Genomic DNA, 26723 nt, shown 5'->3' on the forward strand with positions numbered 1-26723 from the left:
CGTCATAGGATTCTCTAGCGAAGAACGATTGCGAGGGTAATGAATGCGCTGATAGCCGAGATGCCGGTCAGCATGAGGAGGATAGCAACGGCGCGACGCATCGGTCGGTCGGCGGCGTTGGCAAGATCTTTGATGCGCTCGTCGAAGCCCGCAATCATCTTGTCGAACCGCATCAAGAAGATTTCTATATCCGCGATGCGCAGAGCGAGATCACCCTGATTGGAACGCACGACTTCAAGAGCAGCACCGATGCCATCCTCCTTCGAGGACATTTGCTCGACCTGATCGGCGGTCCCGCGCGTCGCCTGCGCCGCTTCTCGCAGAATGATCTGGGATCGATGCTGGGCAGCGATAAGCACTTCGAGCTGAGCGAGAACACGGTTGAGTGGAGCACTGATGACAGCCTCCGCCGCGCGTTCATCCTGGCTCGGCGCGGGGAGAACGACCTCCTCGCCGGTTGAGCGCGAGACAGCGACGACTTCAAGACCGTCCTGCTCGTGCCCGATCGCCTCTGGCAATTCGACTTCGAAAGCATAGGCGCCATCGCCGATGCCGTTTCGCCTCAGATCGATGCGTGGACGATCGGCCGTCGTGGAGGCGACCATACGTCCCCGAGAGAGAACGCGGACAAGAAGACGCTCCGCCGGGTGGCCGCGATCCCAAACCCAGCCGTAAAGTCGGCGGCTCTCGATGGCATCCAATCGCCCCTGAATCTGCCCATTGGAGACATTGTCGGCGGGTGGCGATGCTTTGACTTCCGCGATGCTCATGCTGCGATTGCTCCCCCGTCAGGTGGCCTGCGTGTTGCATCGATGCTGCGATACAGATCGAGGTGCCGAGCGGCGACCTCTGTGATGCTGGGAGGCGGCTTGATCCCTTCCACCAGACTCTCCCAAAGGTCGGGGGTTTCCATCGCCAGCTTCATGATGTTGGCGAGTGCGGCAGGATCATCGGGGCGAACATGTATCCCGTTCACCCCGTCCTGTACCGCCTCGGCCATGCCGCCGATGTCGCTCACGATGACCGGCCGCCTGTGGTGAAAAGCCTCCTGGATGACGAGCGGCGCATTTTCCCACCAGATTGAAGGAACGACGACCCAATCAACAGCTGCCATCAAGGCGGGAATATTATCACGTCGGTAAGGCCCGAGACGGACGACATGCGGTTCTGTTTCACGAACCAGCGTGTCGATTTCCTCGACAAAATTTTGCGCCTGGAATAGCGCCCCACCATGAAGGCGCAGCTCGAACCTCTCCGCTCCTTGGTCGATGAGGCGTCGACTTGCTTTCAGAAGGGTCGATGCGCCCTTCCAAGGATTGAGATTGCCGAAATATCCGAACACCGAACGTCGTCCGTCAGCGGATGAACGGTGAGGTGCTACCGGGGCGGCAGGTTGCCCGTTCGGTACGACATCGATGCTTGTCGCGGGGAGCCCCCAGGCGATGTAACGGTCTCTGATGAAGCGGCTCGGCGCAATGAAACGATCGACCTGGGTGAACAGGGTCTTGAGATAGCGTTCACGCAGCAGAAATCGATCCGCCGAGATGTCGGGGAAGCATGTGTTGCATCGATTGGGCGAGGCCTGGTTGCAACGCTCCCGGCCCCGCGTGCGCATCATCAGACCATCATGGGCACAGATGGCGTAGTAATCGTGCAAGGTCATGACGATGCGGGCATCAGGGAGGACGCGCCGCACGATGGCTATAAACTCAACTCCGAGGAGCAGGACGTGGTGAATATGCACCACGTCGGGGCGGAATTCTTGCAACAGATCCACGAGATGCGGGACAACGCCGTAGGTATCGATCTGACTGAGGTAAAAGTGATCGAAATGCCCGCTCCAGAGAACGACTTCGTCAGGAGCATCCGTCACCGTCTGGAAGCTCGTACCTGGGCGTGGCTCACGATGGATACGGTTCGTCGCAGCGAGGAAGAGCGCATTGATCTCCGGACGTGAACCAAGCTCCTTAAAGAGGCCGTGAGCAAAGATTTCGGTACCGCCGGGGTGAAGATCGGGATGATTGTGAGCGACGACGAGAACGCGCATGATCAAGTTGCCTTCCCGGGCTTCGTCGCGACGATGATGTCTTGATAATGTGTGCTATCGGTGCCGCGCCAATGACCAAGACTCACTCGCTGAATGCGCAATCCTTCTCCATGAATTGCCTGCTCGATCAGGTTCCGCTCGAAGCCGATTGCAGCAAGAGGCGCGGACGGATCCCCATACCAGGTCCCGGATTCACGTCCGGCGATAAATTTCGGCCGCGCTCCGTCCCGTTCCAGATCTCCATCCAGGATCAAAAACGCTGTCATGAAAAGACGCCCGCCCGGAGCGAGCAGGCGCATAGCCTCGCGGCTATAGGCTTCAATCTCATCGGCAGGAAGATGCGTCGCAACCGACACCATGAAAATGAAGTCGAAACTCGCATCCGAGAAGGGCAGAACGACTTCATGACCGGCGAGCGAGCCACCGCGATTGTAGAGTTCGTGAGCCAGATCGATCTGGCAGAACCGGAACCGAGGATAGACGGGAGTGATGTTCTGCGTACACCACGTGATTCCCTCTTTCACGGGGTCGACGCCCTCGTAACATCCCGTCGATTCATCGAGGAATTGAGTCAGCGGCACCGCCATGCGACCGATTCCGCAACCGATATCGAGCACGCGATCGGAGGGCTTGAGACCGCCGATACGCACGAGGTGACCCAAATACTCGACCCCGATAGCCCTGTAATCTCCATCCCCGACAAAGACGTTCTCGGGAGCGGGGGCTGGGAGGAAACGATTACGTTCGATGATTTCCATCATCCATGAAAGTCTGTTTTCTTCCGCAGGCGAGAGCAACGCTTCAAAGGCGGGAATTTTGCTACCGATCTGAGCGTTCATGCGGCTTTACTCCTTGGTTTTCCGAGGCGAGTGTGGGCATTCATGAGGCGCTTGATCGTATCCTCCCAACGAGACGTGTGCAGAGCGCAGTTGTACTGCCAGGCGATCCCTTTCATGTACTCGGCGTTGAGCGACATCGACTTACGCTCGAGATGATAAAGCTCGACATCCGGCACATATAAAATCTTCCGATTTTCCGCCGTGATTTTCAGGCAAAGATCGCTGTCCTCGTAATCACCGATGACATAGTCGTCACAAAAGCCGCCCACCTTCTCGAAAAGTGCACGCGTCGTGATCAGACAGGCTCCCGTCACTGCCGGCACGAGGCGCTGCTCCGTGGCAGGAGCATAGTATCGCGGCATACCCTTGAAGTAATGATGGTTGAGCCAACGCCCGCGATGGTCGCGCTGAAAATACAATCCCGCATGCTGAAGCGAGCCGTCTTCAAAAAGAAGCTTCGGGCCAACCGCACCGATCCGTCGGCGGCTATCAAGCCGTGCCGCAAGATTCTCGATCCATCCAGGGGCGCTCGGAATGACGTCAGAGTTGACCAATGCCAGAATCTTTCCGCGCGTGACGGCGGCTCCGGCATTGCACGCACGAGCATAGCCGCTGTTGCGATCCATGATCACGAGATTGATCGGCAGCCCATAGACCAGATGAAGTCCGCCCAGAAGATGCTCCACATCGGCGACCTGTTCCGGCGAGTCGAGAACGTAGATGAGTTCGACATGCTTTCGGAACCAAGGGTCCGTAGCAAACGCGGCAATCTGGAAACGGATGAAATCGAGAACCTTGTAGAGAGGAATGACAACAGAGACTTTCGGGTGTGCGAGCGGCGTCCCGATTGTGCGAATCTGAGGCTGGTTCATGTGCGCCCGAGTCTGAGCGTGGAGATCGGCAATCACTGGAGCAAGAACGCCGGTAAGAAACGCCTCGTCCACATGCTGCGGCGGAACCGCGCGCAAAGCTGTGGCTCGGGCTTCGGCCGGGTCTATCGGCTGCAATGCCGGGATAAGAGGATGGTATGCGCCGGACTTCAACTGCAACCGAAAACGCGGCTGGAGAATAGGAACAACACCGCCCACGGAAGGAGCGAGAGCGGCAAATCCCGTACTATTCAACCGCCCGGCGCTGCCAGTCCCCTCGATGACCACAGGAAAGCGATGGAGTGTGTTCGTCAGATCGCGAACCGTTCCATCGGTGCCAATCGCGGCAACACCCGCAATGAGATTCATAGGATCGCGGAACCAACCGGCGAGAAGCGTTCCCGATGAGGTTGAGATGGCGCACGTAATCTCAGCAGACAACCCCGAACTGCCAACTCCCACTCGCTGCGGATCCAATGGCGCGCCGAGCTGAATCTCGAGCGCCGCAGCTCGACCTGATGGCGTCTGCTCGGAGAGATCGATGAGGAGATGTTCGCGCAAGCCCCTCGCGCGCTTCGCTTGTTCGCGAAACCATTGCGTCAACGAGGGTAGCTGTTTCTCGGTTCTCGTGAGCGTTCGAGCTTCGAGCCCATCCGGTCCGGCAAGGACAATATAGGCTTCATGTGTAACAAGCTCCTTACCCGTCGCGAGAAGATGAACCGCCTCTCCTCCCTTCCCCAGGGACGAGCGATGCGGTCGCCCTTTGAGGCGACGAATTCCATTCTGTCCGATGCAATGGACTGCATCGATTTTGCCAAACCCCGCAGACAGCGACGTTTGCAAGAGAACCATGTCGCCTACGGCGCGCGCAACGACATTGGCGGGAAGCGAAGCGGATCGAAGTTGTAGCATCAACCCGCGAAGAATTTTGATGAAAGTACCATTGCGCTGGAGACGAAACAGACCGCTCCACACATTCAATAAAGTCGAAACGAGAGTCACACGTGCCTGCTCGTCAAGGCCGTCGAATAGACCTTCGGGATCGACGAATGGAATGGCCGTGTCCGACTGCACGGTGAGGCCGGCTTTTGATCCGGGTAGACCAGTCGACAACGTGATGTGTATTTGTTCCCGCTCGGGCCGCCGCAAAACCCATAGCAAACGAGTGCCGCCATCGATACGGGCGAGGCGCATAGACGCCGTCGGAGCAATCGAATTTGCCTCGGCAACAGACAGCGGCACAGGCGCGCGAACCGTCTCAGGAACATCCCATACGAGCAGGATCAAATCACGAGCAAGAAGAGCGAGCTCTGGCTGATCGGCTCGGCTCGACGACGGTGTCGGTACGGATATGTCTAGAAGCGCCATGCGTCTCACAAGCCTTTAAGAGATCGGCACCGCAGCGCTAAGCTGCGGTGCCGGTTCGCACTAATGGACGGTGAAGTAGTCGCCCGGATGGCTCTGCACGTGCTCGGAATTGACATTGACGAGCGTGATCGTGTCGCCATTGCCGAGATCGACAAGAGTGTTGCTGCCGATCTGATATACGCGACTTGCGAGATCGCCTGCGCTCCCAATGTCGGTTCCGTTGATCCCCTTGGAGATCTGCAACAAGTCTTCGCCGACTTTAAAGTCCATGACGACGTCGTTGCCACCACCGCCAGAGAAAACAAACACGTCGCGTCCTGCGCCACCCAGCAGAACGTCGTCACCGGCACCACCCTCGAGGATGTCATTGCCAGAGCCACCCCTGAGCACATCATCTCCGGCGCCGCCCTGCAGAATGTCGTTGCCCGATCCGCCGTCGAGAACGTCGTCGCCATCTCCACCCTGCAGCAGATCATTACCCGATCCACCATCAAGCATGTCGTTTCCGGCACCGCCCTGCAGAATATCGTTGCCGTTGCCGCCGCGTAGATAATCGTCTCCGGCACCGCCCTGAAGGATATCGTCGTCGTTGCCGCCGAAGAGAACGTCGTCGCCGGCGCCACCCTGCAGAAGATCGTTGCCTGCGCCACCGAACATAATGTCGTTTCCGGCACCTCCGAACAGCGCGTCGCTGCCGGCGCCGCCGAAGAGAATGTCATTGCCGTCATCGCCGAAAAGCGCGTCGCTGCCGCCCCCGCCGAAAATCAAGTCATCTCCCCCGTGTCCGAAGATCACGTCAGGGGAGTGGGTGCCGAACAGGGTATCGTGGAAGGCACCACCCTCTAGAGTCGCCATATCTATCTCCTTGATGTTTACGCCGGAGGGAGCCTGCCCGCCGGATCGCATCGGTCGATCAGAGCAAACGAACACATAACGAGAGACTTCAACGATTTTTGACCGTTTAATTCGTATTCGTTATTCGCCGCACCGCAACATTGATGATGACTCAAGAAATTGTAAAGCCCAATCTTAAATAAAAATAAGCTTATAAATCAGCAAGATCTCTAATTTAATTTAAATTAGATACGCAATTACTTTAGTCTTATTTTAGATAATTATTGTTTTTAATTTAAAACCAATTTTAGCTCGTAAGCACAAACATGCGTAATGCCAGGGATTCCACAGCCCCGCGGCGTCCCATTCCCATCAGAACGGTTACGAAAGCCCATGCTTTCTGCACGCGCGCGTAGCGACGATCACTTGCCGAAAATCTGTCTTGCTATCAGACGCTCAAGACATACAGAACCCATTGAGCGGGCGACCGAGATAGCACTTGCTTGCGCCGTCCCGGTCGCAATCGGATTGCCGACCGCTATTCCTCTCGGAAGGCCCGATTAAAGCTCTCGGTAATGGGTGCGAGAAGGTAATCGATGGCGCGGCGCGGTTTGTTGATGATCAACACTTCGGCCGGCATTCCCGGATAGAGCTTGATCGTGGGATTGGTGGCCAGGCTCTCCGGAAGAATCGACGCGCGCACGATATAAAATGCAGCATCACTGCGCTCGTCGATCTGCTGGTCAGCGGAGAGATAGGTCAGCTTTCCGGAAAGCGGTGCCGTGCTGCGATTGTTGTAAGCGGTCAGTCGCACTTGCACGGGTGCCCCGACATGTACGGAATCGATGTCGCGCAAGCCCACTTTTGCTTCGACAACCAAAGGCTCTTGTTCCGGTACGATATCGAGAATTGGCTGCCCCGGCGCAATCACACCACCCGGCGTCCGTGCACGGATGTTGGTGACAATACCACTTTGCGGCGAGACCACATCGACGCGACGCAAGACATCGCTCGAAGCATTCATACGCTCCATCGTATCAGCCAATTCCAGCTGCGCCGCTTGGAGATCAGCGGCAACTTGCTGTTGAAGATCATTCTCGAGCGATACGATCTCCAGTTCAGCGGCGGCCTTGGCCTGCTCGGCTTTCGCCTTGCGCGCGACGAGTTCGGCTGCACGCCCAGTCAACTCACTTTCGCGGCTTTGCAACTCTGTCAGACGCGGGCGGGGAGCATAACCCTTTTCGACCAGACCAGCGATCGCATTCAATTCGCGGCCGAGTAATTCCAACTGGCGGGTATTGGCCTCCATCTGGGCGCGGATCGCGACGAGTTCAGCGTCTTGCTGTTCGACGGCTTTCCGTTGAATCTCGACTCTCCTGTTGAACATCTCGCGGCGCGAGAAAAAAACTTTCCTCTCCGCATTAATCACCTCTGCGGCGATCGGGCTTGGCGAAGCCATCACCTCGTCAGGAAACTTTAGATCCTCAATGTGAGACTGCTCTGCACGCAATCGCACAAGCCGTGCTTCAAGACCGACGCGCCTTGCGCGCAGTTGTTCGATCTCTGCCTTTGCCCGCGTATCGTCCAGACGCAGCAGAGGTTGTCCCGCCTGGACCAGATCACCCTCCTGGGCGAGCAGAGTTTTTAGGATTCCGCCCTCCAAGTGACTGACGGTTTTGCGCTTTGAATCGACGATGACCGTTGCGTTCGCCACGGCGGCGCTGTCCAGATGAGCGGCAAAGGCCCAACCGACAAACCCACCGACACCGACAACGATAGCGATGGCCCCGGCGATAGCCGGAACACGAAAAGAGGGCCCGCCCTGCTCCTCGCGTTCAAAGCGCTCGACCCAATTTCTCTGGTTGTCCGGAATCTCGGCGACATGCAACTTTCGCTGTTGAACAAGAATTTCAGTGCTTCCCACGACGGCCCTCTCCCTGAGCCGTAGGTATTGCGCTAGTGGCAACAGCCTTGGCAATTTTCTCGCTACGATCATTGATATCGACAACAGATGCACGCGGACCGAACTGCGCTATGCGCCCTTCCTGCAAAACCAGAAGCTTGTCGACGACCTGCATGATCGATGGGCGGTGGGCAATGAGGATGACAATCGCGCCATCCGCACGGGCCGCATCGATAGCGCGGATGAGAGCTCTTTCGCCTTCCGTATCCAGGTTCGCATTCGGCTCATCCAGCACGATGAGCCGAGGTTTGCCATAGAGAGCTCTGGCGAGGGCTATCCGCTGCCGCTGACCACCCGACAACAAAAAGCTGCTGTCACCGAGGCGTGTATCGTAGCCTAAGGGAAAACGTCCAATCATATTGTGCACATCGGCGAGGCGTGATGCCTCCAGCACCAACCGCGGATCCGCATGCTGCATGCGCGCGATGTTCTCGCGAATCGACCCGTCGAGAAGCGATATCGTTTGCGGCAGATAACCCACCACGTCACCGAACGACTCGCGCTCCCACAAGAAGACGTTATGCCCGTCAAGGTAAATGCCACCGGTCGTCGGCTTCAACACGCCGACGAGAAGACGTGCGAGCGTCGATTTTCCAGCGGCCGACGGTCCGACGATCCCGAGCACCTCGCCCGGCGAAAGAGAAAATGAAATTCCCTTCAAAACTGGCACATCCGAACCCGGAGGCGCGTAGACAAGGCGGTCGACTGTCAGGTCCCCCGTTGTGCGCGGCGTCGGTTGCGTGTCACGCGTGGCCGCTTCGTTTTCAAGAAGATCACGCACGCGCCTCCAGGCGGCCAGGGCGAAGACCCATTGCCGCCAACCGTCCACCATCGAGTCGAAAGGCAGAAGCAGACGCCCCATGATGATGCCGGAAGCAACCATGGAACCCGGGCTCACCTCTTGTTTGATGACAAGTGTTGCACCGACCGACAGAACAACGATCTGCATCATGTAACGGCAAGTGCGCGTCAGGGACGACAAGGCACGCCCGCGCCTTGTCGCGGCATCCAGAAGATCGAGCGAGCGCATTTGGGCGCCGCGCCACCGCCGCGCCAGAGCCGGCAGCATGCCCATGGCTTCGATGGCTTCCGCGTGGCGCATACTGCCACTGATGTCACCGATTCCGCTGATAGTGGCTTCGTTCGCGCGCTTCAGCGCCCGTCGCGTGAGCAGATCGGAAACCAGGCTCAGCACCACAAGGAGCGTCGCCGAAACCAACGCGACAAGCCCATAAAGAGGATGCAGCGCAAACAGAACGGCGAGAAAAATTGGGCACCACATTGCCTCAAGCGGGACACTGATCGCACTTCCGGTAATGAAGGATCGGATGTCGTTCAGATCTCGGATCGCTTGACCTGCCCGCACAGCGCCATGGTTCACGGAAGCTGAAACCGCAGCCTGCAAGACCGGGAGATTCAACTTGCGCAGAAGAATACTTCCCATGACCTGAAAAGTGAGCGCTCGCACGTAATCGAGAATGCCGAAAAGCACGAGGCCGACTGTCGCAATGACAATCAGCATGACAAGCGTGTCGAGACTCTGGCTGTTCACGACGCGGTCATGCACCTGCAACATAAATAGAGGCACGGTGAGTTGCAGGACATTGATGAAGGCGCTCAGGAGGCCCGCATATACAAGACCAAGGATGAATGCCTTACGGCCGCGATGAATGAGATCCGCTGCATTTCCGGAAACGGTTGCGTTGCTCATGCAAGCCGTTCCTGTGGTATTATTTTCCGAGAAAAAGTGAAATCAGGAGAGTAATCGATTACGACGAGCATGGGAATATTTCCAGTTTCCTTGCCTCTCGACAAATCACCACACTATCATATGCTAAGTTTACGGAATGTCACCTAGAATACTGCATTCCGCTTAAATAAAACAATGTAATACAACTTACAGATTTAGGGGAATCGCCTCGGAAATAGTTCGAAATTCGAAACAACCACTAGAACCGCGGCAAGAAAAGCATGGAACACAAATTAAGCAAAGAGATGGAGTGCTATCGGGAAGTGCCATATAATGGTCGCTCCCACCTCCTCCCGTTATCTTCCTCCTTGACGCCCTCCGTCCCGACAGCGTCTGTCACCTCAGCTGATGACTCGTCCGCCGTTTCGCATCTCGATCTGGTGCGGGTCGTCGAGCGCGTTCATCGACGCTATCTCGACCTGTTCCGACTCGACCTAGGACGGCTCGGCGTTAACGATCTCAGCCCTTCTCAGGTCATGATGCTGTTCACCATCGGCACTGACGAACTGACGGTTCGCGATCTTATCGATCGCGGTTACTACTTGGGATCGAACGCTTCCTACAATCTCAAGCGACTCCTTGAAACAGGCTATATCGACCGCAACGCATCCGAACGGGACCGGCGCTCCGCGCGCATTCGTTTGTCGGAGAAAGGGCGGGCGCTTTGTGATGCGGTCCGGAAGATGGACGATTCTTATCATCGCCTGGTCGTGCGTAACGCGGAAGAGAAGCGCGAACTCGAGATCGCTTTCAAGACCCTCCGCCGCCTCGAACATGTCTGGACGAACGCATTACGGTATGGAGACGCACAGATCGCCTAAGTGAAGTTTCCCAGGGGCTTTCTGCCGTCATGTCGTCCTCACGCTTAACAAACGTGCCTCTATAGCCGTGCGCTCCTTTGGAGCGGTATCCGTTCAAGAGTACAGAATATGGCCAGATTTCTCGTTACCGGTGGTGCCGGATATGTCGGCAGCCACACGGTCCTTGCGCTCGTCGAACGCGGCGATGAAGTCGTCGTTCTCGATGACCTGTCACAAGGGCATCGTGCGGCAATTCCCTCGGGCGTTGAACTGATTGTCGAGGACATCGCCAATCGCCAGCGTCTTCAGGAGATCTTCGCGTCTTGGCGGTTCGACGGTGTCGTTCACTTTGCTGCGCGCTCCCTCGTGGGAGAAAGCATGCGTGAACCTCTTCTCTATATCGCGGAGAATGTAAACAATACGCTGCGCGTCGCGGAGGCGGCCATCAAGTCCGGATGCAACCGCTTCGTTCTTTCCTCGACCGCCGCTCTGTTTGGTACACCGGATCGCATCCCGATCGATGAAGACGCGAAGCTTGCGCCCATGTCGCCTTACGGCGAGTCGAAACTCATGGCGGAGCGCGGGCTTGAATGGGCTCGACAAATTCACGGCCTGAACTGGGCAGCTCTTCGCTACTTCAATGCCGCGGGCGCTGATCCGGAAGGGCGCCTTGGAGAAGATCATGATCCTGAAACCCATTTGGTCCCATTGACGATTAACGCAGCTCTTGGCTTGGGACCGGAGCTGACCGTGTTCGGCAACACCTACGATACGATCGATGGCACCGCGGTTCGCGACTACGTTCATGTAACCGATCTGGCAGATGCTCATCTGCGTATTCTTGATCGTCTCGAGGCCGGGTTGAGTGGCCGTTACAATGTCGGCAACGGCACGGGCTATTCCGTTCTGCAGGTGATCGAAGCTGTCGAACGTATTTCGGGGCGCAAAGTCCCTTACCGGATCGGGCCACCGCGTGCCGGCGATCCACCCGTTCTCGTCGCATCGCATGCCCGCCTGCGCCAAGATACCGGATGGACACCGAAATACCCCATGTTGGACGATATCGTTAAAACCGCCTGGAATTGGCGTGCCGCCAATCTTGCGGGTTATCGATGAGCTATCGGCCGAGCTCGACTTTTCCGGAGAGGGGAGAGCATCGAGTACGTCCCCTATAAAGATGCGAGAGGGGTTTGACGCGTGAGTTTGCGGAGAAAGACTCTTCCTTGCAAAAGTGAGCCCGAGCGGCTATATACTCATTATCAACCCGAATAGTTCGGCCTGCTCTCCGCAGCTCGTGAATGAGCGCCGAGCCTGCTCTCCGTACAAATTTATCAGTTGAGTGCTGCGCGGGGAACCGCGCTGCCCGCCAATCGTTTTGCTCTGCACACGATGATTTTAAAGAGGAACACTGCGCGACGTTTCGTCGATGCGGTCAATAAAAGAACATGCAAATCATATCCACACTTCAAGCGAAGGAAATTTTGTCGCCTCGCGCCGAGAAGGATACGGCCCCGACCGTGCAACCCGCTCGTAAGACATCCACGCCGCAACCCACGGGCCTGACCCGGGAAGAGGTTCGACAAATCATCATCGACATGATCGGCTAACCGGTCAGTCGCGTAAAAAACAAAGGCAGGGAAGCGCAATGCCGCTTCCCTGCCTTTTTTCATGCGCAATCTCACCCGATTGGGTGCGCGTTCAACCTGTCAGTTGAGCGAGATCTTTCTCGGTGTAATGTGGGTCGTGATCGGCAAGACGTGCTCAACCTCCGAGTCCATGCGGATATCGACGATCTCGGCCAGGATCAGGGTGTCGTCAGCCTGCATGGAACTCATTGGATAAAGCTCAAATCCGGCCTCGCTTTCCACGACCAACGCATCTCGGTCAAACCTGAGAACGCAGTTTACCTGTCGCATCAGCCATTCGGGAACCAGATCGCCAGCTTCGAACGCCCAAGTTTTCCCCGACCACACGAACGTTTCGGACAGAGTCTTCGCGGCCATGTAACCCTCCGCATCTTGAATTTCGTTCAGCCGTGAAACGTTACCGGCGACGAAATTGCGGTCGCCGCGCAGCAGCAGGGCGCGGCCCTCCCGCTCCACTGTCCTTATGGCGGAAAATGAGGCGACCCTTGTCAAGGTCATACGGCGACATCTCGACGGTGACGCGGTCGCCTGCAAGGGTCTTGATGCGGTTTTTCTTCATCTTGCCGGCAGTGTAGGCGACGATCTCGTGTCCGCTTTCCAACCTGACGCGGAAGCGAGCGTCGGGTAGGATCTCGGTGACCTCACCTTCGAAGGTAATCAGTTCTTCTTTCGCCACGAATAATCTCCTTGGTTATCAAAACGAAATCCCGCGTGGTCCCGAGCGTTCCACAAAAAACAATGCGGAAGGTCGCGTCAGCATCACAGTCGGGGCAGCGAGACGGCTTCAGACGCTTAAGCTTGAGCCGTCTGCTCGATCTCTTCGTCGGCGAGGAGATCGTCCAATTTGTCGGCCAGCTTGAGGGCCTGATTCGAAGTCGCGCCGAGACGAACTGTTTTGCCGGCATCATCTTCAAGCTCGAGCTGGTATTCGCCCCCGACGCGGGTAACTGTGATTTGCGCAAGCTTCTTAGTCCGGGGAGAACGGGCCAAGTGCAGTCTCCTTGAAAAAACTGCCGCCCATGATCGCTTTCCCGATCATTCTGCGGCGCGAATAGATTTGAATGGCCAGGACTATTTACGGGCCTTGCGGGCCGCGTAGCGCGCGTCACGCGCAGCCTTACGCTCCGCCTCCAGAGCAGCTTCGCGCTCGGTTGCCTCGGTAACTTCACGCAACTGTCGTTCCCGCGCGGCGGTTTCACGAGCACTCCGTTCAGCAGCCTCGCGTTCCGCAGTTGCGATCCGGGTCGCGTTCCGCTCGGCAATGCGGACCTCGCGAGCGTCGCTGATTGCTTTTCGAGCAGCTTGCCGCTCGACAACAGCCGGATCGTCCGCCGCCGGCCTGGCACGAAACTTGTCCATCGCTGCTTTTTTGGCAAGCGCGGCGGCGTTGAGGCGTTCGCTGAAATTCTTGTTCGTGTAACCGCTCATTTCTTTTCGATTCTATATGTTGCTATGGCCGGACTCAGCGCACACGCTTGATGCTGAGGATTGTGCCCTCTGGAAGAGTGCCTTGTTCCTGCCGCTCTCGCGCAATCTCGCCCACGACGTAATCTTCGCTGGCCTTGCCGTGGTTTTCGACGACGAGATATGCGGTACGGCCATCGTCGTAGCTGACCGCAAACATCACGGATTTCGTGAGAATGGTCTTTCTAAAAGTGTACATGACGCCTTCAATATCGGCGGTTTCGAGACCGGCTCACACCTCAAGGCCCCGAAGCGCGAAGCAGAAAGCCGCCCCGTCGGGGCGGCTTCGACAATACGGCCTGGTTTGCCAGAGCCGGCTTATTCACTTACACGAGCTTGATTGTGCCCACAGCGATCTTGCCTGAGCGACGGTCTTCTTCAGTATCGAAGGAAACCTTCATGCCTTCAGCAAGGCCGCGCACGCCGGAGCGTTCAAGAGCCGTTGCGTGGACGAAGACGTCCTTGCTGCCGTCATCCGGCTGAATGAAGCCGAAGCCCTTTTGATCGTTGTAGAATTTTACGGTGCCCGTAATCATCGGATGTCCTTTCACTGACATGGGAGCACGAAAGCCGAGGCGCGCGAAAGCATCACCACAGCTCGGTTCGTCGATATTTGGGAAGAGTGCCTGAACGTGCGCCCGGCAATGCCGAGACGAAACAGCCCGATTGTCCGGCCAAAGGTCGATGGCTTCCCATATAGAGAGCCGCGCGGCCCTTTACAAGGACCATGAGCAAAGTTGCCTCGTCCACGACCGGCAATCACGTCAATCGGGAAGCTCGGCCCACGGCAGACCTAGAGGGTGCGCAGGTAGGCCGTCGCGTTATGCTCATGGGGCCTCGTGCTAATTCAAACGCACCTCGCTGCTATCAGCTCAGACCGAGAGGTCGCCCAAGCCTCTCGTTTCGAAGCGCTTTTCGGGTGAACGAGGGAAATGGCATCGGCGACGAGATCCTGGTGTTCCGTCAGCGCAGGTTGCGAGGCGGAATATGTTGCGTTTCCCGACAGAACACGTTTCCCTCGGCAACACAGCAATGCCCTGCGAGCGGCCAAGGTCGCGAGCGCGAACGGCTCCGATTGGACCGGGAACCAAAGGCACAGACCATCCCGATCCGGCACGTAACCAGGGGATCCAACTATCGATATCGGCAGAAGTCTTCACTAACCAAGGCGCTCGATCATCGCCATCGCCGCTGTCGGATTGCGCACCTTGAAACCGCTGATGACATAGAGGAAGACATCGCGCGAGCTAACCTGCGCATGTTGTTTCGGCATGACCACTTCAAGACCGTCCGGCATACTGCCAGATGCCCATTGGCGCGCTCTATCCACCCACGTATCAAGAGCTTTCTCGGAATACCCGGCGTCTTCCGCTTCGGTCGTGCCCATGGCGCGCACATAGACGAAGGGGGCAGTGATGTCCGCAATTTGCGGATAGTGGCTATCGGCGGCAATGATGATCGCCACGCCATATTCCCGCACCAGCGCTATGAAGTCCGGGGTCCGGAAACTGTCGTGCCTCACCTCGACAGCATGACGGATGGATCTCCCACCGACGGTCTTTGGCAATAGCTTCAGGAAACCTTCGAAATCATCAGGCTCGAACTTCTTGGTCGGCATGAACTGCCAATTGATTGGACCAAGTTTGTCCTTCAATTCCATCACACCGCTGGTGAAGAAGCGCTCGATGGATTCCCCCGCTTCGGACAGCGCACGCCGATTGGTGGCAAAGCGCGGCGCCTTGAGAGCGAACACGAAATCATCCGGCGTCTCGGCATGCCATTTGGCAAAGCTCTCGGGCTTCTGCGATCCATAATAAGTCCCGTTGATCTCCAGAGAGGTCAAGTTGCGGCTCGCATATTCCAGTTCACGCTTCTGGGGGAGACCTTTGGGATAAAATACGCTCCGCCAGGGCTCATAGGTCCACCCACCAATCCCTACGCGAATTCTAGGTTCTCCGCGATGCGGCACGTCGAAATCTCCTGAAACTGCTCAGTTGCGTTGGGTAGCCAAATAGTGGCCCCCAACAGCAAGACAATCCGTTTCCTGTCGCAATCCACGGGTTCCGAATTGTCGCCACTTTGGCGATACCCCCCATATTTATGGGTTATATTCTCTGGTTATATCATAGCGCGAAATTAGCGACGGTGGTCAATAGGGCGGCAAAAGAGGTGTTCGAAAGCGCCTGCGCTCGATAGGATTATGGCTTCCGCCGTGAACCTTCATGGGGAGCTTTCATGAGTAGTTGCGACCCTGATGCATTCGCATCGCAGGGAATAGAGCAACTATCTTTCGAACCGCGCGTTTTCGAACGCGAGGCCCGCTCAAACAACGGACTCGTGCGAAGGCCTGGAAGCAGAAAGCCCAACTCCACCACTAGGGTGGTGCCCAGACTCGAAACGATAGATCACATGGCCAATTCCATGCGTTTTCATCGCTGTTTGGTGATCTGCGTCGGCATCGTTTTTTGTTGGCCTGCACAAATCCTTCATACTCAATCTGCGCCTCCCTCTCAGGCCACTGTCGATACGGTGCCAGGCATGCCTCGAGTTTTGGATGCCGCCAATCTCTACAGCGAGGCATCCGCAGGCCGAATGAGCCCTGCTGTCGCCGACGCATTGTCACGAGTCTATGTTCCGAACGTGGAGTCAGGCGATGTCTATGTCATCGATCCCGAAAGCCTCAAGGTGGTTGATCGGTTCGTTGTTGGCGGAAACCCACAGCATATCGTTCCGTCGTGGGATCTAAAGACATTGTGGGTAGCGAGCAGCGCTATGAATACGCGACGGCACCACGCGGGTGGCGGTCTTCTGCCCATTGATCCCGCCACGGGAATGCCCGGCCGCGCCATTGCGGTTGCCGACGCCTACAATATGTACTTCAAACCCGATGGTACCGAAGCGATCGTTGTCGCCGAGGCGCGCAAGCAGCTGGAGTTCAGAGATCCAGAGTCGATGATGCTTCGGCATTCCCTAGCGACTCCGCAATGCGCCGGCATCAATCACGCCGACTTTTCCATAGATGGACGATACGCGATCTTCACCTGTGAGTTTCTGGGCAGCTTGATCAAGATCGATCTCCTCCAAGGGACCGTTGCCGGATCTCTGAAACTCTCGAAGGGGGGAATGCCTCAAGACATTCGGATCGCTCCAAATGGCAAGATCTTTTACGTCGCCGACATGATGGCTGACGGAGTCTTTCTTGTTGACGGCGAGAGATTGGAGGAAACAGGCTTCATTGAAACAGGAATTGGGGCACATGGACTTTACCCCAGTCGGGACGGGACCAAACTCTATGTTTCCAACCGCGGCTCCCATAACATCGATGGCCCGCGACGCGGCAAGGGCAGTATTTCAGTGATTGATTTTGCGACCCAGAAAGTCGAAGTCACCTGGCCCATTCCAGGCGGCGGAAGTCCCGATATGGGCAACGTGAGTGCCGACGGCAAACAGCTTTGGCTTTCGGGACGCTTCGATGATGTCGTCTATGCAATCGACACCACGACCGGCTCTGTAATAACAATTCCAGTCGGAAAGATGCCGCATGGCCTTACGGTTTGGCCACAGCCTGGCCGTTACTCGCTCGGTCACACAGGCAATATGCGGTGACTTTCAGAATGCTCCGCCATTTTCAAAGATGCTGACATGCCTTCATTCGGTACGCACCATGACATGCCGAACCGCTGTGTAATCCTCCAGAGCATACATGCTCAGATCCTTGCCGTAGCCGGATTGCTTGAGGCCACCATGCGGCATTTCGTTGACCAGCATGAAATGGCAATTCACCCAGGTGCAGCCATATTGCAGCTGCGCCGCCGTCCCCATGGCCTTCGCGATGTCCTTCGACCATACGGAGGATGCGAGGCCATAATCTGAATCGTTGGCCCAACTCACCGCCTGCTCCACATCATCGAAGCGTGTCACCGACACCACCGGGCCGAACACCTCGCGCCGGACGATCTCGTCGTCTTGCAGGGCTCCTGCGATCACCGTCGGTTCATAAAAGAAGCCGCTGCCGCTGCCCTCCTTGCCGCCCGTCGTAATCTGGACGTGCTTCAAATCCGCAGCACGCTCGACGAAGGAGGCGACCCGCGAGCGTTGACGAGGTGAAATCAACGGGCCGAGGTCGTTCTCGTCATCGTTGTCTCGACCGAACTGGAGCTGGGAGACGGCCGATGACAGATCGGCGACAAAGCGATCATAGATCTTCGCACCGGCATAGATGCGGCACGCCGCCGTGCAATCCTGGCCCGCGTTGTAATAGCCGAAAACTTTGATGCCCTCGATGACCTCTGTGAGATCCGCATCGTCAAACACGATGACAGGAGCCTTACCGCCGAGTTCGAGATGCGTGCGCTTCACCGATTTCGCGGCGGCATTCAAAACCTTCTTTCCGGTGGCGATATCCCCGGTGAGCGAAATCATCGCCACTTTCGGGTGAGAAATCAGCGATTGCCCGACTGTTTCGCCACGACCGACAATGACGTTTACGACCCCTTCAGGGAAAATTTCCGCCATCACCTTGGCAAGTTTCAAGGTCGAGAGCGGTGTCTGTTCGGATGGTTTGATGACGACTGTATTGCCGCCCGCGAGCGCGGGGGCGAGCTTCCATGCGGCCATCATCAGCGGATAATTCCAGGGAGCAATCGAGGCGACGACACCGATGGGGTCACGTCGGATCATGGACGTATGTCCCGGAAGATATTCACCCGCGAGTGCCCCTTGCATGGAACGCACCGCGCCCGCGAAAAACCGGAAACAATCGACAATGGCGGGGATCTCGTCCCGTAGAACGAGATGCCTTGGCTTTCCACAATTGAGAGCTTCGAGGCCAGCGAAAGCCTCGGCCTCCGCCTCAATGCGATCGGCGAGTTTTAAAAGGAGCGCCGAACGCGCACCAGGCACCGTGCGCGACCAGCTCTTGAAGGCGAGGCTTGCCGCGGAGACGGCGGCATCGATCTGCTCCGGCGAAGCCTCCGGCAGCTTCATGATCGTTTCGCCGGTCCGGGGATTGATGACCACTTCCGGTTCCTCGGTTCCAGCTTCGAAGCGGGAGCCGATCAGCATCTCGAGGTCGGACGGTCTGGAGAGGGAGCCGGTATCCATGATGTTCCTCCGATGGTCTGAAATAGTTTAATGACGGCCCGCTACCGGCCCTTCCTCACGGGTGAGGTAATAGGCTGCGAGAATGGGCAAGAAGGTGAGAGCGATGACGATGACGGCCACCACATTGGTGACAGGCCGTTGGCGAGGCCGGATGAGCTCGTTGAGCATCCAGATGGGCAAGGTGGATTGTTGCCCCGCCGTGAACGTGGTGACGATCACCTCGTCGAACGACAGGGCGAAAGCGAGCATTGCGCCTGCAAGCAACGCGGTTCCAAGATTGGGTAGAATCACATAGCGGAACGTCTGAAAACTATCGGCTCCGAGATCGTAGGATGCCTCCACGATTGAGGGCGACAGGCGGCGCAAGCGCGCAACGGCATTGTTGTGGACTACGACGACGCAAAACGTCGCGTGTCCGACGACAATGGTCCAGAACGAGAAGGGAATATCCATCAGGCTGAACGCCGAGCGCAGCGCGATGCCGGTGATGATGCCTGGAAGGGCAATGGGAAGAATGATGAGAAGCGAGATCACTTCGCGCCCGAAGAAGCGGGTTCGCGCGAGCGCGCCGGCTGCGAGCGTGCCGAGCACCATGGCGAGGATCGTGGCGACAGTTGCAACCTGGAGCGACAGAGTGAGTGCGTTCCAGACATCCGGCCGTGAGAAGGTCACGCCGAACCATTTCAGGGTCAGCCCTGGTGGCGGGAACTGATAACTGCGCTCCTCCGTCGTGAAGGCGTAGAGAATGACGAAGGCAAGCGGTGCGTGGAGAAAAAGCAGCCCGAGACCCGTGCTCAGTTTCAATCCAAGGGAAGCCTTAGAACGCATCGAACGCTCCCAGTCGCTTTGCCACGAGAAGATATAGCCCCATGACGATGATCGGCACGACGGCAAAGGCTGCCGCGAGCGGGATGTTTCCAGCGGTACCTTGGAGCACGTAGACAGTCTGCCCAAGGAGTAGCGTCGATGGCCCGATGATCTGCGGCAGGATGTAATCGCCGAGCGTCAGCGAGAAGGTGAAGATCGAACCCGCAACGACGCCGGGCAAGGCCAGGGGCAGAATAATCGTCCGAAAAGTCTGCCCCGGCACTGCGCCAAGATCGGATGATGCCTCAATGAGGCTTCCCGGCACGCGCTCCAGCGCGGCCTGAACCGGCAGGATCATGAAGGGTAGCCAGAGGTAGATGAAGACAAGTACCTGCCCAAGATAGCTCACGGAGAGCGACGGCCCACCGACGAGAGGTAAGCCGAGGAGAGCGTCTATGGCGGGTGTCGCCCCGACCCTGTCCGCTATCCACGCAACGGCGCCCTCTCGCGCGAGAAGAAGCTTCCAGGCATAGACTTTGACGAGATAGCTCGACCAAAGCGGCATCATGATCGCGAGATAAAACGCCGCCTTCATGCGTCCCCGCGCATAGCGCGCGGCATAATAGGCGACAGGAAAAGCAAGCAGCGCCGAGGCCAACGTCACGACAGCCGCAATCACCACGGTTCGAATGATGACATCGAGATTGGCGGGTTGCAGCAGCTCCGCATAGGTCTTGAGGGTGAGCTCACGGACAATAGTTCCCGAGAACTCATCGATAGAGAAGAAGCTCTGAAGCAGCAGGGCGGTGAGGCTTCCCACATAGATCACGCCAAGCCACAGGAGCGGCGGAACGAGCAGAAGCGTCAGCAGCAAGCCCCGCCGCTTGAACAGCGCATCGGAAAAGCGGCGCGAGAGACCTTCTCGCGGCAGGGGAAGATCGAGAACGGTGGCGCTCACCGGTCGTCCTCCATGACATGCAATGCCATCGGCAGCCAGGAAAGACGGATGGGAGCGCCGGGTTCAAGGCCACGCACCTCGGTCGCGGGCACGGTCGCTGCCAGGCGCAACTCCCCACAATCGGCGATGACGCGCCGAACAGCACCTTGGTACTGAACCTCGATGCAAATAGCGTCCACGCAAATACGTCCCGCTTCCAGCTTGCTCCCAGCCGCATGGACGGCAATGGCTTCCGGCCGCAAACTCACCAGTCGTTCCGGACCTCCGAGACGAGCGGCAACAGATGGTTCCAGAACATTCGATCCGCCGACGAACTGCGCGACGAAACGATTACGTGGGCGCTCGTAGATCTCTTCCGGCGTTCCCACCTGAACGATGCGACCGGCATTGAAGACAGCGACGCGATCGCTCATGGAAAGCGCTTCGCCCTGATCGTGCGTCACGAAAATGAAGGTGAGCCCGAGCGCCCGCTGCAGCGCTTTCAACTCCACTTGCATTTCCTCGCGCAGTTTCAAATCGAGCGCACCCAGCGGCTCGTCGAGAAGCAGAACTTTGGGGCGGTTGACCAGCGCACGGGCGAGTGCCACGCGTTGCCTTTGGCCGCCGGAAAGTTGCGAGGGGCGACGCGTCTCGAAACCGACGAGCTTGACGAGCCCCAGCGCCTCGCGCGCCAGCGTCTCGCGCTCGGTGCGGTTCATGCCGCGAATGCGCAAACCGTAAGCGACGTTGTCGAGGATGTTCATATGCGGAAAGAGTGCGTAATCCTGAAACACCGTGTTGACGGCGCGCCGATAGGGCGGAATTCCGGCGACGGGTTCGCTAAAAATGCCAATCTCTCCCGCATCGGGCTGTTCGAAACCGGCAACAAGACGCAGGCACGTGGTTTTTCCCGATCCCGATGGACCGAGCATAGCGAAGAATTCACCGGCGCGAATGTCGAGATCGACTCCGTCCACCGCCCGCACAGAGCCGAAATGGCGGGTCACGCCTGAGAAGCGAACAGCGGATGTGCTCTCAGACACACCAGGATCGGCCGCAATCGCGGCTTGCGGTCGCGTATGAACGGACATGGTTGGCGCTCCGGAGGGCATCCGTTGCCTCCTAGAATCTAACCATGCTCCGTCGAAGCACGATCAGATTTCTGCTCTCTTGATGTTGCATGACCCTCTCGGAAACTCGGATTCCGCTTTTCCAGCTCATGCGCCAACGTTTGGGGAGACGCTCGCAGCGAGCGAGCGCCTCCATAGGTCTCAGCGACCGCCGAGGATCGCGATGTAATCGGTCACCCAGCGATAATAGGGGACGCAGCCTTCAGCCTGCGTAGAACATTTCGCGACTGGCGTGCGCCAGAACCGGATCTTCTCGAAATTCCCCAAACCATTTGTCTGGCAGCCTTGTTCGCCGAGGAGTTCGTTGCCCTTACATGCAGCGAGAACCGTCGGCACGGAACCGAACCAGGATGCAAGATCACCTTGTACCTTCGGGCTCAGCGAATGCTCGAGCCATTGATAGGCGCAGTTCGGATGCGGAGCATTCACATGCATCATGGTGGTATCGGCCCAACCGGTCGCACCCTCCTCCGGAATGGTGCTGGCGACGGGCTTGTTCTGGCTCTTCAGGAGATTGACCTGGAATGGCCAGGACGAAGAGGCGACAACGCCTTCATTCGTGAAGTCGTCGACCTGCACCATGGCATCGTGCCAGTATCTCTGGACATTGCCGCGTTGCTTGCGCAAGAGGTCGAGCGCCGCCTTGTATTGCGCCTCGGTCAACTCGTACGGATCCTTGATGCCGAGTTGCGGCTGGTGTTTCATGAGATAGAGCGCCGCATCGGCGATATAGATCGGCCCATCGAAAGCTTGCACGCGTCCCTTGTTGGACTTGCCGTCCGGCAGGTTCCCCTCCTCGAAGACGACCTTCCAGCTCGTCGGCGCTTCCTTAAAGACATTCGTGTTGTACATCAGAACGTTCGAGCCCCATTGATAGGGCACTCCGTAATGAACATTGTCGACCGTGTGCCATGGCGCCTTTTGCAGACGCTCGTCGACACTCTTCCAACTCGGAATGAGGCTGATGTTGATCGGCTGGACGCGCTTGCCGGAGATGAGCCTGAGGCTCGCATCGCCCGAGGCGGTCACCAGATCGAAACCGCCTTCGTTCATGAGGGCGACCATTTCGTCGGAGGTGCCCGCGGCTTTCACCCGAACCTTGCAACCTGTCTTCTTTTCGAAGCCGGTCACCCAGTCGTAACTCTTGTCAGTTTCACCGCGTTCGATGTAGCCCGGCCAAGCGATGATATCGACGAAACCTTCGGATTTGCCAATGGACTTGACCTGCGCAAAGGCTGGCGCTGGCGCGGCCCCGAGCGATGCCACGAGGCAGATTGAGGCGGTACTTGTTATGCTGCGATGCATGGATGCGATCTCCCAAATGTCTCCGTGGATGGCACCCTCGGAGAGCCAATGAAGCCGAGCCTGTTCCCTGTTTTTTAGAAGAGTGTTCCAAATCCAGAGGCCACGCCAATTCATTCGGGAGAATTCGCGCATCGGAAATTCCGATATGTCAGCCTCGCTGCCGGATCGTCCGATAATTCTGGACGACGGAGAGAAATTGAGAGGCGGTCGGGGAGAGCCGGTATCCACGCCGCCAGACCACTCCAACTGAGACGGCGGGCAACTCTTCCTGAATGCGACGAGCTTCGATCTTGTCTCCTTCGAGCGACCATTGCCGAAAAGTGAGGTCCGGCAACACGGCGAGCCCTGCCCCTGTCGCCACCAGACTTCTCACCGCCTCGACGGAACGGGTGCGAAAGGCGATCGGCGGGCGGATGCCCATCTGCTGCCAGACAAGCTTGGGCGCTTCATCGATTTCATCGATGGCCAGCAGAATTTGCGGCTCACTGGCAAGATCCCGCAAGCTCACACCTCCGGCCTGCGCCAAGGGATGGCCCAGTGGAAGCCAGAGGCGGTAGCGGGAGGCCTCGACCAGTTCAGCCTCAAGGGAGACCAAGGAAAGGCTTGGCGGAAGCACCATGACCGCGATGTCGAGTTCACCGCCGATCAAGAGATGTTCGAGGTAGTCGCGATTGTCCTCCACCACCGACACCTCGAGGAACGGGAAAGCCCGCCGGAACCGCGCCAACAGATCCGCCAGCACGTAGCCCGCGACCAGAGGCGTGACGCCCAATTGAAGCCGCCCTTCGGTCGGCGCACCGTTCTCATGAAGTGCCCGCCGGGCGCTCGATACCTCGCCGAGGATCTTTTCGGCGTGCCGCAGAAATTGATACCCCTTGAGGGTCAGGCTCATGCCGTGCGCGGAACGCTCGACCAGCTTGAGCCCAAGGTCGCTTTCAAGCTCTTGTATCGCCTCGGTAATCGTCGATTGAGAAATGGAAAGTTGGCGCGCGGCGCCGGAGACCGAGCCGATTTCGGCGATGGCGACGAAATAGCGTACCTGGCGAAGCGAAAAGGCCATTGTTGGGCGACACGCTTATCTTGACCGATGCGCTCAACTTTTACGCGCTTACAGGTAATGAAATATCCCGTTGGTAGCGTCAAGCTTGCTAACTCTCGTCGAAAAGGCGGAGCGACGTTTTCAATGATCTCAGAGTGAAATTGCGGGCCCCTTTAAAAGGGCTTGACCTTCCAACCATTGGAAGGGCCACAACATTGGCAACGACTTTGAATCTGGAGAGATTCCCATGGCCGCGGCGCCTGAACACGACTTGACCTTCGATATCCCTATCCAAGGGATGAGCTGCGCGTCCTGTGTGGGTCGTGTCGAGAAGGCCATCGGAGCGGTCAGCGGCGTCTCCGCCGCGCAGGTCAATCTGGCGACGGAACGCGCCCGCGTCACGCTCTCATCATCCGCCTTCGATCCCGCAACAGTGGCTGAAGCCATTCGGAAGGCGGGTTACGAACCGGCGGAGACGAAGGTCGAGCTTAAGGTCGAAGGGATGACCTGCGCGTCCTGCGTGGGCCGCGTTGAAAAGGCCTTGAAGCACGTCCCGGGCGTGGTCGATGCGACCGTTAACCTTGCGACGGAGCGCGCCTTCGTGCGCTTCTTCGGTGGCACTGAGATGGTTGGCAAACTGACGTCGGCAATTGCCGATACCGGGTACGAAGCAAAAGCGATCCTTGCGAGCGACGCCCCGGCAGACCAGGAGCATGCAGCGCGCGACACGGAGATTGCGAACCTAAAACGGTCGCTTCTCATCGCTGCGGTTTTGACGCTGCCCGTCTTCGTCCTGGAAATGGGCTCGCATCTCATTCCTAGTATGCACGATTGGGTGATGGAGACCATTGGTCATCGTCAAAGCTCGTACCTGCAATTCGCGCTGACCACGCTTGTGCTCTTCGGTCCCGGCCTGCGTTTTTTCAAGAAAGGTATTCCGGCTCTCCTGCGCTTCGCGCCGGACATGAACTCGCTCGTCGTTCTGGGCACCAGCGCGGCTTATGGTTATTCGCTCGTTGCGACATTCTTGCCGAGTCTCCTGCCGCTTGGCACCGCCAATGTCTATTACGAGGCAGCCGCCGTCATCGTGACGCTCATTCTCATGGGCCGCTATCTCGAAGCGAAAGCCAAAGGGCGTACTTCGGAGGCGATCAAGCGGCTCATGGGGCTGCAGGCGAAGACGGCTCGCGTGATACGCAATGGCGAGTCGCTGGAGATCGCTCTCGATCAGGTGCTGGTCGGTGAGATCGTCCAGGTTCGTCCTGGTGAGAAAGTGCCGGTGGATGGCGACGTCACCGACGGCTCGTCCTATGTGGATGAATCCATGATCACCGGGGAACCCATTCCCGTGCAGAAGACCCAAGGGGTAGAAGTCGTCGGGGGAACCATCAACAAAACCGGCAGCTTCACCTTCCGCGCCACGAAAGTCGGTGCCGATACGGTGCTGGCGCAGATCATTCGCATGGTCGAGCAGGCGCAAGGGTCCAAGCTCCCGATCCAGGCCCTCGTCGACAAGGTGACCACATGGTTCGTGCCGGCCGTCATGGCGGCCGCAGCGCTGACTTTCGCGATCTGGCTGGCATTCGGTCCAGATCCGGCTCTCAGCTTCGCCCTCGTCAATGCGGTCGCGGTCCTCATTATCGCTTGCCCGTGTGCCATGGGTCTTGCGACGCCGACCTCGATCATGGTCGGCACCGGCCGTGCCGCCGAACTCGGCGTCCTGTTTCGACAGGGCGAGGCTTTGCAGAGCCTGAAGGAAGTCAGCATCGTCGCTCTCGACAAGACAGGCACGCTGACCGTCGGACGCCCGGATCTGACCGATTTCGTCGTGTCTCACGGCTTCGATGAAGCCGACACTCTCAGGCTCGTCGCATCCGTCGAGGCACTCTCCGAGCATCCGATCGCGGAAGCGATTGTCGAAGCGGCCCAGCGCAAAGGATTGTCGCTCGCGACTGTCCGCGATTTCGATGCTCTGCCCGGCTTCGGCGTGTCCGCGAGAACCGACGATCGCAAGGTTGAAATCGGCGCTGATCGTTTCATGGAGCAACTCGGTTATCCGGTATCCGAATTCACTTCCGTCGCAACGCGTCTGGGCGCCGAAGGAAAGAGCCCCTTATATGCAGCGATCGACGGCAAGATCGCCGCCGTCGTCGCGGTGGCCGATCCGATCAAATCGTCGACGCCTAACGCCATCAAGGCGCTTCACGCCCTGGGGCTGAAAGTCGCGATGATCACCGGCGACAACCGCCGCACGGCTGAAGCCATTGCACGTCAGATCGGCATCGATGAAGTGATCGCGGAAGTTCTGCCCGACGGAAAAGTCGCAGCGATCAAACGCCTGCGCGAGAACGGTCAAAAGATCGCGTTCGTCGGCGACGGTATCAACGATGCACCGGCTCTGGCAGAGGCCGATATCGGACTTGCCATCGGCACAGGCACGGATATCGCCATCGAGAGCGCGAATGTGGTGCTCATGTCCGGCGACCTGCGCGGCGTTGCGAATGCCATCGCTCTGTCGAAGGCGACGATCCGCAACATCAAGCAGAATCTGTTCTGGGCCTTCGTCTATAATGCCTTGCTGATTCCAGTTGCTGCCGGCGTTCTCTACCCGCTCGATGAGACGCTGCTGTCGCCGATGGTGGCCGCTGGCGCCATGGCCCTCTCCAGTGTCTTCGTTCTCGGCAATGCCTTACGGCTTCGTCGATTTAAGACGACCATCCGACCTGTGGGAGATCTTTCAACTGCTTCGACCACATTGAGAGAAGGTCTTCAGCAAACTCCCCCGAGCGCCGTTTAAGAACCAACGACACACGCCGCAAGCA

At 57.9% G+C, this 26723-nt stretch carries 25 protein-coding genes; 5 read left to right on the forward strand and 20 right to left on the reverse strand.

Translation table 11 applies throughout. The annotated features are described in order from the left end of the window. Positions 1-14: 14 nt before the first annotated feature. From AB4072_RS13690 to AB4072_RS13720, 7 genes are all read right to left on the reverse strand, one after another. Complete coding sequence (locus tag AB4072_RS13690) at positions 15-770, reverse strand: hypothetical protein (protein WP_441968693.1); 756 nt, start codon at positions 768-770, stop codon at positions 15-17. After that, entirely contained in the window at positions 767-2053 is a 1287-nt protein-coding gene (locus AB4072_RS13695) for a glycosyltransferase family 4 protein (protein WP_441968695.1), read from the reverse strand. Before AB4072_RS13695 ends, AB4072_RS13690 begins: the two co-directional genes overlap by 4 nt. Continuing rightward, positions 2050-2886 carry a class I SAM-dependent methyltransferase gene (locus AB4072_RS13700; RefSeq protein ID WP_441968697.1) on the reverse strand — a complete coding sequence of 279 codons (837 nt, stop codon included), beginning with the start codon at positions 2884-2886 and terminating at the stop codon, positions 2050-2052. Before AB4072_RS13700 ends, AB4072_RS13695 begins: the two co-directional genes overlap by 4 nt. After that, positions 2883-5123, reverse strand: a complete 2241-nt coding sequence (locus AB4072_RS13705) for a glycosyltransferase (protein ID WP_441968699.1) — start codon at positions 5121-5123, stop codon at positions 2883-2885. Before AB4072_RS13705 ends, AB4072_RS13700 begins: the two co-directional genes overlap by 4 nt. A gap of 60 nt (positions 5124-5183) precedes the next feature. Then, positions 5184-5978 (reverse strand): calcium-binding protein, encoded by a 795-nt coding sequence (locus AB4072_RS13710; RefSeq protein WP_441968701.1) that lies wholly within the window; start codon positions 5976-5978, stop codon positions 5184-5186. A 517-nt stretch (positions 5979-6495) separates the two neighbouring features. Beyond that, the gene (locus AB4072_RS13715) at positions 6496-7953 is read right to left on the reverse strand and encodes an HlyD family type I secretion periplasmic adaptor subunit (RefSeq protein ID WP_441968703.1); all 1458 of its coding nucleotides are present in this window, start codon (positions 7951-7953) and stop codon (positions 6496-6498) included. After that, positions 7868-9631, reverse strand: coding sequence for a type I secretion system permease/ATPase (locus AB4072_RS13720; protein ID WP_441968705.1), 1764 nt, complete (start codon positions 9629-9631; stop codon positions 7868-7870). Before AB4072_RS13720 ends, AB4072_RS13715 begins: the two co-directional genes overlap by 86 nt. 347 nt (positions 9632-9978) lie before the next feature. On the opposite strand from AB4072_RS13720, the gene AB4072_RS13725 reads away from it, so the two are divergent. The 3 genes from AB4072_RS13725 to AB4072_RS13735 all read left to right on the forward strand — a co-directional run bounded on the left by AB4072_RS13725 (position 9979) and on the right by AB4072_RS13735 (position 12077). Further along, on the forward strand, positions 9979-10491 hold the full coding sequence (locus AB4072_RS13725) for a winged helix DNA-binding protein (RefSeq protein ID WP_441968707.1): 513 nt from the start codon (positions 9979-9981) through the stop codon (positions 10489-10491). Positions 10492-10599: 108 nt separating this feature from the next. Further along, the gene (gene galE / locus AB4072_RS13730) at positions 10600-11586 is read left to right on the forward strand and encodes a UDP-glucose 4-epimerase GalE (RefSeq protein WP_441968709.1); all 987 of its coding nucleotides are present in this window, start codon (positions 10600-10602) and stop codon (positions 11584-11586) included. Between the two features lie 329 nt (positions 11587-11915). Next, positions 11916-12077, forward strand: a complete 162-nt coding sequence (locus AB4072_RS13735) for a hypothetical protein (RefSeq protein ID WP_441968711.1) — start codon at positions 11916-11918, stop codon at positions 12075-12077. Between the two features lie 99 nt (positions 12078-12176). Here the strand turns inward: AB4072_RS13735 and AB4072_RS13740 are convergent, their stop codons facing one another. The 7 genes from AB4072_RS13740 to AB4072_RS13770 all read right to left on the reverse strand — a co-directional run bounded on the left by AB4072_RS13740 (position 12177) and on the right by AB4072_RS13770 (position 15549). Next, positions 12177-12473: a hypothetical protein gene (locus tag AB4072_RS13740; protein ID WP_441968713.1), complete on the reverse strand. Its 297-nt coding sequence runs from the start codon at positions 12471-12473 to the stop codon at positions 12177-12179. Between the two features lie 40 nt (positions 12474-12513). Then, complete coding sequence (gene infA / locus AB4072_RS13745; protein ID WP_441968714.1) at positions 12514-12792, reverse strand: translation initiation factor IF-1; 279 nt, start codon at positions 12790-12792, stop codon at positions 12514-12516. A 116-nt stretch (positions 12793-12908) separates the two neighbouring features. Beyond that, entirely contained in the window at positions 12909-13106 is a 198-nt protein-coding gene (locus tag AB4072_RS13750; protein ID WP_441968716.1) for a hypothetical protein, read from the reverse strand. A gap of 81 nt (positions 13107-13187) precedes the next feature. Next, on the reverse strand, positions 13188-13544 hold the full coding sequence (locus AB4072_RS13755) for a DUF6481 family protein (protein WP_441968718.1): 357 nt from the start codon (positions 13542-13544) through the stop codon (positions 13188-13190). Positions 13545-13578: 34 nt separating this feature from the next. Next, positions 13579-13779: a hypothetical protein gene (locus AB4072_RS13760; RefSeq protein WP_441968720.1), complete on the reverse strand. Its 201-nt coding sequence runs from the start codon at positions 13777-13779 to the stop codon at positions 13579-13581. A gap of 127 nt (positions 13780-13906) precedes the next feature. Then, positions 13907-14116 (reverse strand): cold-shock protein, encoded by a 210-nt coding sequence (locus AB4072_RS13765; protein WP_441968722.1) that lies wholly within the window; start codon positions 14114-14116, stop codon positions 13907-13909. Positions 14117-14739: 623 nt separating this feature from the next. Continuing rightward, on the reverse strand, positions 14740-15549 hold the full coding sequence (locus tag AB4072_RS13770; protein ID WP_441968723.1) for a DUF72 domain-containing protein: 810 nt from the start codon (positions 15547-15549) through the stop codon (positions 14740-14742). Positions 15550-15989: 440 nt separating this feature from the next. Between AB4072_RS13770 and AB4072_RS13775 the strand changes: the two genes are divergently transcribed. Then, positions 15990-17186 (forward strand): YVTN family beta-propeller repeat protein, encoded by a 1197-nt coding sequence (locus AB4072_RS13775; RefSeq protein ID WP_441968725.1) that lies wholly within the window; start codon positions 15990-15992, stop codon positions 17184-17186. A 42-nt stretch (positions 17187-17228) separates the two neighbouring features. Here AB4072_RS13775 and AB4072_RS13780 read toward each other — a convergent pair whose 3' ends face one another. The 6 genes from AB4072_RS13780 to AB4072_RS13805 form a co-directional block, all read right to left on the reverse strand. Further along, a complete protein-coding gene (locus AB4072_RS13780; RefSeq protein ID WP_441968727.1) occupies positions 17229-18683 on the reverse strand; it encodes a gamma-aminobutyraldehyde dehydrogenase in 1455 nt (484 codons plus the stop codon). Between the two features lie 27 nt (positions 18684-18710). Beyond that, on the reverse strand, positions 18711-19511 hold the full coding sequence (locus AB4072_RS13785; protein WP_441968729.1) for an ABC transporter permease: 801 nt from the start codon (positions 19509-19511) through the stop codon (positions 18711-18713). Continuing rightward, positions 19501-20448: an ABC transporter permease gene (locus tag AB4072_RS13790; RefSeq protein ID WP_441968731.1), complete on the reverse strand. Its 948-nt coding sequence runs from the start codon at positions 20446-20448 to the stop codon at positions 19501-19503. The genes AB4072_RS13785 and AB4072_RS13790 overlap by 11 nt, the downstream gene beginning before the upstream one ends. Beyond that, positions 20445-21518, reverse strand: coding sequence for an ABC transporter ATP-binding protein (locus tag AB4072_RS13795; protein ID WP_441968733.1), 1074 nt, complete (start codon positions 21516-21518; stop codon positions 20445-20447). The genes AB4072_RS13790 and AB4072_RS13795 overlap by 4 nt, the downstream gene beginning before the upstream one ends. A gap of 180 nt (positions 21519-21698) precedes the next feature. Continuing rightward, on the reverse strand, positions 21699-22862 hold the full coding sequence (locus AB4072_RS13800) for an ABC transporter substrate-binding protein (RefSeq protein ID WP_441968735.1): 1164 nt from the start codon (positions 22860-22862) through the stop codon (positions 21699-21701). Positions 22863-23010: 148 nt separating this feature from the next. Then, positions 23011-23922 carry a LysR family transcriptional regulator gene (locus tag AB4072_RS13805; RefSeq protein ID WP_441968737.1) on the reverse strand — a complete coding sequence of 304 codons (912 nt, stop codon included), beginning with the start codon at positions 23920-23922 and terminating at the stop codon, positions 23011-23013. Positions 23923-24148: 226 nt separating this feature from the next. On the opposite strand from AB4072_RS13805, the gene AB4072_RS13810 reads away from it, so the two are divergent. Further along, on the forward strand, positions 24149-26698 hold the full coding sequence (locus tag AB4072_RS13810; protein WP_441968739.1) for a heavy metal translocating P-type ATPase: 2550 nt from the start codon (positions 24149-24151) through the stop codon (positions 26696-26698). Positions 26699-26723: the final 25 nt, after the last annotated feature.

Origin of the sequence: Microvirga sp. 2MCAF38 (genome assembly GCF_052115485.1) — a bacterium.
Lineage (GTDB): Bacteria > Pseudomonadota > Alphaproteobacteria > Rhizobiales > Beijerinckiaceae > Microvirga.

Bases quoted from the DNA above. Each gene is read 5' to 3' on its own strand.
- AB4072_RS13755 (WP_441968718.1), bottom strand. From the start codon at position 13,544: ATGAGCGGTTACACGAACAAGAATTTCAGCGAACGCCTCAACGCCGCC.
- AB4072_RS13775 (WP_441968725.1), top strand. From the start codon at position 15,990: ATGGCCAATTCCATGCGTTTTCATCGCTGTTTGGTGATCTGCGTCGGC.
- AB4072_RS13800 (WP_441968735.1), bottom strand. From the start codon at position 22,862: ATGCATCGCAGCATAACAAGTACCGCCTCAATCTGCCTCGTGGCATCG.
- AB4072_RS13690 (WP_441968693.1), bottom strand. From the start codon at position 770: ATGAGCATCGCGGAAGTCAAAGCATCGCCACCCGCCGACAATGTCTCC.
- AB4072_RS13805 (WP_441968737.1), bottom strand. From the start codon at position 23,922: ATGGCCTTTTCGCTTCGCCAGGTACGCTATTTCGTCGCCATCGCCGAA.
- AB4072_RS13710 (WP_441968701.1), bottom strand. From the start codon at position 5,978: ATGGCGACTCTAGAGGGTGGTGCCTTCCACGATACCCTGTTCGGCACC.
- AB4072_RS13780 (WP_441968727.1), bottom strand. From the start codon at position 18,683: ATGGATACCGGCTCCCTCTCCAGACCGTCCGACCTCGAGATGCTGATC.
- AB4072_RS13765 (WP_441968722.1), bottom strand. From the start codon at position 14,116: ATGATTACGGGCACCGTAAAATTCTACAACGATCAAAAGGGCTTCGGC.
- AB4072_RS13735 (WP_441968711.1), top strand. From the start codon at position 11,916: ATGCAAATCATATCCACACTTCAAGCGAAGGAAATTTTGTCGCCTCGC.
- AB4072_RS13700 (WP_441968697.1), bottom strand. From the start codon at position 2,886: ATGAACGCTCAGATCGGTAGCAAAATTCCCGCCTTTGAAGCGTTGCTC.
- AB4072_RS13720 (WP_441968705.1), bottom strand. From the start codon at position 9,631: ATGAGCAACGCAACCGTTTCCGGAAATGCAGCGGATCTCATTCATCGC.
- AB4072_RS13715 (WP_441968703.1), bottom strand. From the start codon at position 7,953: ATGATCGTAGCGAGAAAATTGCCAAGGCTGTTGCCACTAGCGCAATAC.
- AB4072_RS13785 (WP_441968729.1), bottom strand. From the start codon at position 19,511: ATGCGTTCTAAGGCTTCCCTTGGATTGAAACTGAGCACGGGTCTCGGG.
- AB4072_RS13810 (WP_441968739.1), top strand. From the start codon at position 24,149: ATGGCCGCGGCGCCTGAACACGACTTGACCTTCGATATCCCTATCCAA.
- AB4072_RS13740 (WP_441968713.1), bottom strand. From the start codon at position 12,473: ATGGCCGCGAAGACTCTGTCCGAAACGTTCGTGTGGTCGGGGAAAACT.
- AB4072_RS13705 (WP_441968699.1), bottom strand. From the start codon at position 5,123: ATGGCGCTTCTAGACATATCCGTACCGACACCGTCGTCGAGCCGAGCC.
- galE (WP_441968709.1), top strand. From the start codon at position 10,600: ATGGCCAGATTTCTCGTTACCGGTGGTGCCGGATATGTCGGCAGCCAC.
- AB4072_RS13795 (WP_441968733.1), bottom strand. From the start codon at position 21,518: ATGTCCGTTCATACGCGACCGCAAGCCGCGATTGCGGCCGATCCTGGT.
- AB4072_RS13760 (WP_441968720.1), bottom strand. From the start codon at position 13,779: ATGTACACTTTTAGAAAGACCATTCTCACGAAATCCGTGATGTTTGCG.